Annotated in this window: 3 protein-coding genes; 2 read left to right on the forward strand and 1 reads right to left on the reverse strand. The window is 59.2% G+C overall.

The window, feature by feature from the left end:
- Positions 1-2,378 (reverse strand): cyclic nucleotide-binding domain-containing protein (locus VFN25_RS07385; protein ID WP_325140391.1); only part of this gene is annotated, 2,378 nt, incomplete at its 3' end.
- A gap of 86 nt (positions 2,379-2,464) precedes the next feature.
- Between VFN25_RS07385 and VFN25_RS07390 the strand changes: the two genes are divergently transcribed.
- Together VFN25_RS07390 and VFN25_RS07395 are read left to right on the forward strand one after the other, a co-directional pair.
- Complete coding sequence (locus VFN25_RS07390) at positions 2,465-4,657, forward strand: acetyl-CoA hydrolase/transferase C-terminal domain-containing protein (RefSeq protein ID WP_325140394.1); 2,193 nt, start codon at positions 2,465-2,467, stop codon at positions 4,655-4,657.
- A gap of 84 nt (positions 4,658-4,741) precedes the next feature.
- Entirely contained in the window at positions 4,742-6,487 is a 1,746-nt protein-coding gene (locus VFN25_RS07395; protein ID WP_325140395.1) for a hypothetical protein, read from the forward strand.
- Positions 6,488-6,696: the final 209 nt, after the last annotated feature.

Genomic DNA, 6,696 nt, shown 5'->3' on the forward strand with positions numbered 1-6,696 from the left:
TCCTCGGGGCTGATGCGGATGGCGGCGCCGGTCGGGCAGGCGCGAACGCAGGCCGCTCCTCCCGCCTGATCCTTGCACATGTCGCATTTCACGGCCTTCTTTGCCTTTGGATCCTTGGGCAGATTGGGATCGTAGGGTGCCTCGCCGGGACCTGGGCCGCGACCCAGCAGCAGCCATTGCAGCAGGCCGGGCTTCTTGGGTGGCTTGCTGGCCATGTGGATCACGCCATACGGGCAATTTCGCACGCAATTTCCACAGCCGATACAGTTGTCGTTGATGAAGACTTCACCATTGGGTGCGCGGCGCAAGGCATCCGGAGGGCAGTCCTTCATGCAATGCGGATGTTCGCAATGTCGGCATGACGTTGGTACGTGCACGTTTGCAAATGTCGGTCCAGCCTCCCGATCAAGCCGCGACGTGCCGGAATGGGTTTCCGCACAGGCTTTCTCGCAATTGTCACAGCGCACACAGAGCGATTCGTCGATGAGCAGGATATCGGTCGCTTCACCTGCGCCTTGCGCCATCAGGAACGAAATGATGTCACCACCACCCGGCATTGCCTGCATGGCCAGATTGGCCGATGTTCGCTGTTTGAACTCTTTCTGCAGACGCAACTTGAGCGCGGGGATGCGGTTGATCATCTTCTTGAACGATTCACCGTCAAGGCGAATGGTTTCGGTGGCGATTGCTGCTCTTGCGCTCGCGGACCGACTCGATTCCCCCATCAACGCCATTTCGCCCACGTAATTGCCGGCCGCGACATAGGTGAGCACGATATCTTTGCCGCCAATGTTGCGCGAAATCGTCAATGAGCCAACGCGAACCAGATGCAGGCTGTCGCCCTCATCACCTTCCTGAAAGACATAGTCGCCGGCCTTGAAGCGTTGCAGAGTGGCGTGCGAGGCCATTTCCGCCAGTTGCTCGGCGTTGGCTTCGGACGCGAAGCGTGACTGGATGGCCCGAACGATGAAAACCCGGTCGATTTCGGCTTTCACTGCCTCGACCGAATTGATCAACTTGTTCATGGAGCGGCGCGGTGTCTCGACCAGCACGCAATTTGGTCCTGCTGAGATGGTCGCCGAACGACGGCGTCCTGAAATCAGGCTCATCTCGCCAAAGAAATCACCGCGGCGAAGGACGATCGGTGCCGCGCGACCGTCAACGGCAATGCGAACCTCGCCCTCGACGATGGAGTAGAAGCTATTCGTGTAATCGTTGAGCGCGAAGATCACATCACCTTCGGCGGGTGTGCGGATATCCGAGTCGAGCATGAATTCGCGCATCTGCAACGGCGTGATATGCGATAGCACAGGCACGTTTTTCTGGATCTGGGCGAGGGCCTGATCGACGCTGCCGATTCCCTTCAGGTTGGTGAATTTGGCTTTGAGCAGAGGAGCGTCAGCCGGCTCGACCGCGTTGCCGGTGATGTACTCGACAACTTCATAGCCCTGGTTCATCGCTTGCTTGATCAGCGGGTAGCCACCGAGTGCGCCGACGATATACAGGCCTTTTACGTTGGATTCGTACTGGGCGCTGATGGCCGGCACTGAAGCCGGATCCTTGTTCGGGAAAACCACGCCACAGCCTTCGACGAATCCGCGCGGCGCGGTTGCGCCGAGGCGGGCAATGACCCGGTCAAGCAGGATCTGGGCACGACCATTGGCCGTATTCAGGATCATGCGACCCGGCTTGCGACCGGCACTGAGTGCCTCGACTTTCTCTGGCGTTGATGTGTAGTAGCACTCGATGGATCCATCTTCGATTGCTTTCAGGATCGCCGCTTCGTTGCCTTTCTTGGCGCGGCCGAATTCGTCTTTTCGATTGATGATGACGACGTGATTCTGTTTGGCCAGGGCCACCGCATTCTCGATGGCGGCGTCGCCTGCGCCAACGACGACGATGGTTTCACCCTCGTAGGCTTCCGGATCGTCAAGCTGATATTGCACGAACGGCAGGTCTTCACCAGGGACGCCGAGCTTGCGCAGGTTGCCTTGCAGGCCGATGCCAAGCACCACTGCCTCGGCTTCAAACGCCTGTCCATTCTTGCATTTGATATCGAAGATGCCATCGTCACGACGCTTGATTGCGCTGACTTCATGCTGATGGCGAACATTGACCTTGAGCCGTGCGGTGGACTCATCCCAGGCGCCGAGAATGGTTTCGCGCAAGCCTGCTTCGAAGGGGATCGGCGAGCGCAGCGGCAGGATGCCGGGCTCGTCCATGACGTATTTTCCCTTCTGGTAAAGATAAATCGTGTTGGAAAGATGGGGCTCGGCTTCAAGGAGTACGTGGGACTCATTGCGTTCGGCGGCACGAGCTGCCGCTGACAAGCCGCCCGGCCCAGATCCGACGATCGCGATTTTGAAGCGCTCTGTCATATGTGTCCTCCGCCCAGGGCCGATCATACCGAACGAAGTCGCGTTCGTGCGAATTCATGCGCAATCGATGCTTCTGGCACAGTAGGATGCTGCCTCAGACCCATGATGATCGAACCACGCCGATGACCAGCCAATGTGCCGACATCAACGAATGCGTCGAACGGATTCTCGAATCCTGCGGCGAACATGTCGTGCTCGCCGTTCCGTTGGGACTGGGCAAGCCGAATCGGCTGATCAATGCGTTATATCGACGTATCGCAGCCGATCCTGCGCGCCGCCTGACGATCCACACAGCGCTGTCGCTCGCCGTTCCAAAGGCGTCGAGTGATCTGGAGCGGCGATTTGCCGGGCCTTTCCTGCAGCGTCAATTTGGCGATGACTATCCGGATCTGGACTATGTTGAGGCGATGCGCACCGATTCGCTTCCGCACAATGTGCGAGTGCATGAATTCTATTTCCAATCGGGATCAATGCTCGGTTCACGACAAGCACAGCGTGCCTATGTCAGCTTGAATTACACAGCGGTTGCGCGTGATCTGGTCCGCGCGGACATCAATGTCATTGCGCAACTGGTTGCTCGGCGTGGCGAAGGTGCCGATTCGCGATACAGCCTGGCGTGCAATCCCGATGTCACCCTTGATCTGCTTGATCGCATCCGTGAGGCCGACGCGAAGCGCCCACTTTTTGTTGGTGTGGTTCACGACGAACTTCCATTTCTGAGCGGGGACGCCGACGTGGGTGCGGGCGAGGAGCTCTTCGATATTGTGCTTGATACACCCGCGTTGAGTCAGCGCCTGTTTGCCTTGCCGCGCGAAGACGTCGATGACGCCGAATACGCAATCGGATTGCATGCGAGCACCCTGGTCAAGGATGGTGGCACCTTGCAAATCGGCATCGGCGCGCTATCCGATGCGCTGGTGCAGGCGTTGATCCTGCGTCACAAGCAAAACCCGGACTATCGCCGGACGATCGAATCGCTTCGCCAAGGTTTGGCCGGATCCTCTGGCGGTGATGTCGCAGGTGGTCAGGATGTGCTGGATCTGGGCTTGCATGGATCGAGTGAAATGATCATGGACGGATTCATGCACCTGCGCCGGAATGGCGTTCTGACCCGCAAGGTCTACGCGAACTCTGCCTTGCAGGATGCGCTGAACGATGATGTCCTCGGCGAGACCCTGGTGCGCGGCGATGCGCACCGATTGCGCGCGGCCAGGGTGATTCCAGCGGTGCTCGATAGTGGCACGCTGGCCGAACTGGTTGAGCTCGGCATCGTATCCGGGGATGTCCGTCTGAGCGGCGGTCAGCTGATTTTCGCCGATGGCAGCGGGATTCCGAACAATCTGGATGACGAGGCGGCAATCCAGGCTCTCGACGAAAAGATCCAGGGACGGAAACTGCGTGGAGGTTGTTACTTGCAGGGTGGCTTCTGTCTCGGCTCAAGCGAGTTCTACGATTGGTTGACGAGTCTCGAGGGCGACGACTACACCGGGCTGGCCATGAATCGGATCTCGGAAGTCAATCGCCTGCAACGGGGTGAGGAGTCATTGGGCATCGCCCAGCGACGCGACGCGCGCTTTTTCAATACCTGCATGATCGCAACGGCACTGGGTGCGGCCGCATCGGATGCGATTGAAGATGGCCGCGTCGTCAGCGGTGTCGGCGGTCAGTTCAACTTCGTTGCCATGGCCCATTCGCTGGACGATGCGCGCTCGATCCTCATGTTGCGTTCAACGCGCAAGGCGCACGGCGAAGCAAGCTCGAATATTCGCTGGAACTACGGTCACACGACCATACCTCGACACCTTCGCGATATCTACGTTACCGAGTACGGCATCGCCGATCTTCGCGGAAAGTCCGACGAGGAGTGTGTGCTGGCAATGATTGCAATCAGCGATGCACGATTCCACAGGGAGCTTGTCGATGCCGCCATCCAGGCACGCAAGTTGCCCTCGAATTTCAGCATTCCCGTGCAATGGGCGGAGAACACGGCGGCCAGGCTGCACGCACGATTGAACCCGGCACGGGCGCAGGGCTTGTTGCCGGACTATCCGTTCGGCAGCGATTTCAATGCAGTCGAACTCAGACTGCTTCCCGCCCTGAGCTGGTTGAAAGCCTCAGTCGCTCGGCCGCGCCGCTGGGTGCAATTGCTGTCGGCTATTCTCGCGCCGGGGGCGATCGACCGCGAAGCGTTGCAGCGTCTGGATCTGGAACGACCGCAATCGGTCAAGGAGCATGTGATGGCCCGCCTGATCAGCGGGGCATTGAATCGAAGCCGCTGAGCGTTTTGTTTGGAATTCGGAATGCGACGTCCTCTGCGAAATTTTGCTAACGTCGCTGTCTAGCAACATCAAGCGGTTTGGCCCATGAGTGATCTACACCGACGTCTTTTGCGTGATCTGCCCGATAGACAAATGTCCAAGGCAGGTGATTTCAATACCGAAGCACGCTCGGTACGGGCTTGGGTTGAGTCTCTGCCGCTGGCCAATTTTTCGGCAACCGCACGCATGCTGGTAGAAGCGTTGCGTGCGATGAACCGCATGCGAACTGCACCAGTCGAGCGCCTTGAAGCCCTGGAAATCCTGCGCAATCCGGTATGTCAGCTTGCCACGTTGGTCGAGAAGCAGATCATCGGTGCCAGCTTTCCGTTGCCGCCACAGCGCACTGAGCTCGGCATCCTAGCCCAGAAGTTCCAGAACGAACTGGCGCGGGGCTATCGACTTGCTCTTCATGACTTTTGCGCGCCCAACGGCAATGCGCCCATGTTGCGGCGCAAGCAGGTTGCCATGGCGGCCGTGCGTGCCCTGATCCATGGTGGTGCGCGCCTGCACCGGGCCTATTTGCTCTATCGAACGCCCCCACCCGGTGCCTGGCAGGATCTTCACGACATCTATCGATTCATTGCCTCTCTGGGTCTGGACAATCGCGCCATTGACGACAGTATCGTCGGCGCAGCGATCACCGCGCGGACGGCATACTCGCACGCGCTGCTACTGGCCCTGGCCAATCCCTATCGCTATACGCAACGGGAGTTGCTTGAGGTCATCGCGCTGACCTCGACTTTTGCGCCCTATTGCGACCTCGACGATAAATCATCGGCAGGGACGCGCGCTTATGCGGTTGATCTGGATAACGACAGTGGTCCCGGATACTTGCCCGAAGAGCGTGCGACGGCGGCCGGGGGAGTGCTTTCGATTGATCTGGGTCGCGTGCATGAACTGATTGAATCCCAGATTGCAAACCTGCCCCCTGGCGTCCGTGTGGCTACCTTTCGTTTGCGAGGAGGGCCAGCAATCCAGGTTGATATTGAACTGACCCAGCGGCTGGTCGATGGCTGGGGTTCCGATGGCGAACGTGGCGATTTGCGCTTGCCCGGCGGTCATGATCTGAAAACCGTGATTGGCCTGCATGATCTGCATTATGTCCTTGCCGGCAATGAAGACTTCGAGAGCTTCCTGCGACGCATTCGTGGCAGCTCGATTCAGATGACCGGCAGTGATTCGTCGGCGGCGTGGCTGCAGGGAGGCGTTGACCCCCTGCGCTCGAACCCCATCGACGCACGGGTTCTGGATCAGGGATTTGGCGGCTACCGGATGCTCTGGGACCGGCGCGGTCCTGGTGAAGCGGTGCGAGCGAAGATCGGTGAGTTGGTCGGTTTGTCGGTTGCCGATGGTGGGGGTGCGGCTCCTGACTGGATGGTTGGAGTCATTCGCTGGATGCGCATAGATGACGAGGCGCGAATTGATGCGGGCATATCGTTGCTCGCGCGACGGTCGCTTCCGGTCGGCATCAATGCGCTCGATGCGGAGGGCAATCCGATCAATGATCGCCGCGGCATTCTGCTGTCGCCAATTCGCTCGGCAGATTCCGCCGTTTACAGTTCATTGCTGACGCCTGGACTGTTCGAGCGTCATGCGGAATCGATTCGCCTGACCTTGCCCGAAGATCCGCATCGCTGGCCTTCCTCGGCCTGCTCGCTGGATGTCAAAGGCGCTGGACTGATGGAGTCGGCCGGAGCCTATCTGCGATTCGCCTTGCCAGCAATGGAGTTGCCTGACGAAGGACTGCAGGAGAGCGCCTCGAAGGATGTTCCGGCGAACGAGCCTGCTTGAACAACGCTATGGTTGGCTCTGTGCGAGCACGCCCGGGCTTGCGAACAGCCAGATGGCGTTTCCTCAAGGCAACGCTGATCAAGTAGCACAACCGTCATGGCATTCAGAAGGTCCGCCAGTCGTGCGGCGTGGCGACGTGATGGCTGGATACCTTGGCAAGCCGTGCGCCGCGATCTGCGCGCAGACAGGTGTCGTGTGGATTGCGCCAC

The organism is Dokdonella sp. (assembly GCF_035703485.1).
Taxonomy (GTDB): domain Bacteria; phylum Pseudomonadota; class Gammaproteobacteria; order Xanthomonadales; family Rhodanobacteraceae; genus Dokdonella.

Excerpts from the sequence above, each read along its gene's own strand:
- VFN25_RS07390 (WP_325140394.1), top strand. The coding sequence starts at position 2,465 with ATGCTGCCTCAGACCCATGATGATCGAACCACGCCGATGACCAGCCAA.
- VFN25_RS07395 (WP_325140395.1), top strand. The coding sequence starts at position 4,742 with ATGAGTGATCTACACCGACGTCTTTTGCGTGATCTGCCCGATAGACAA.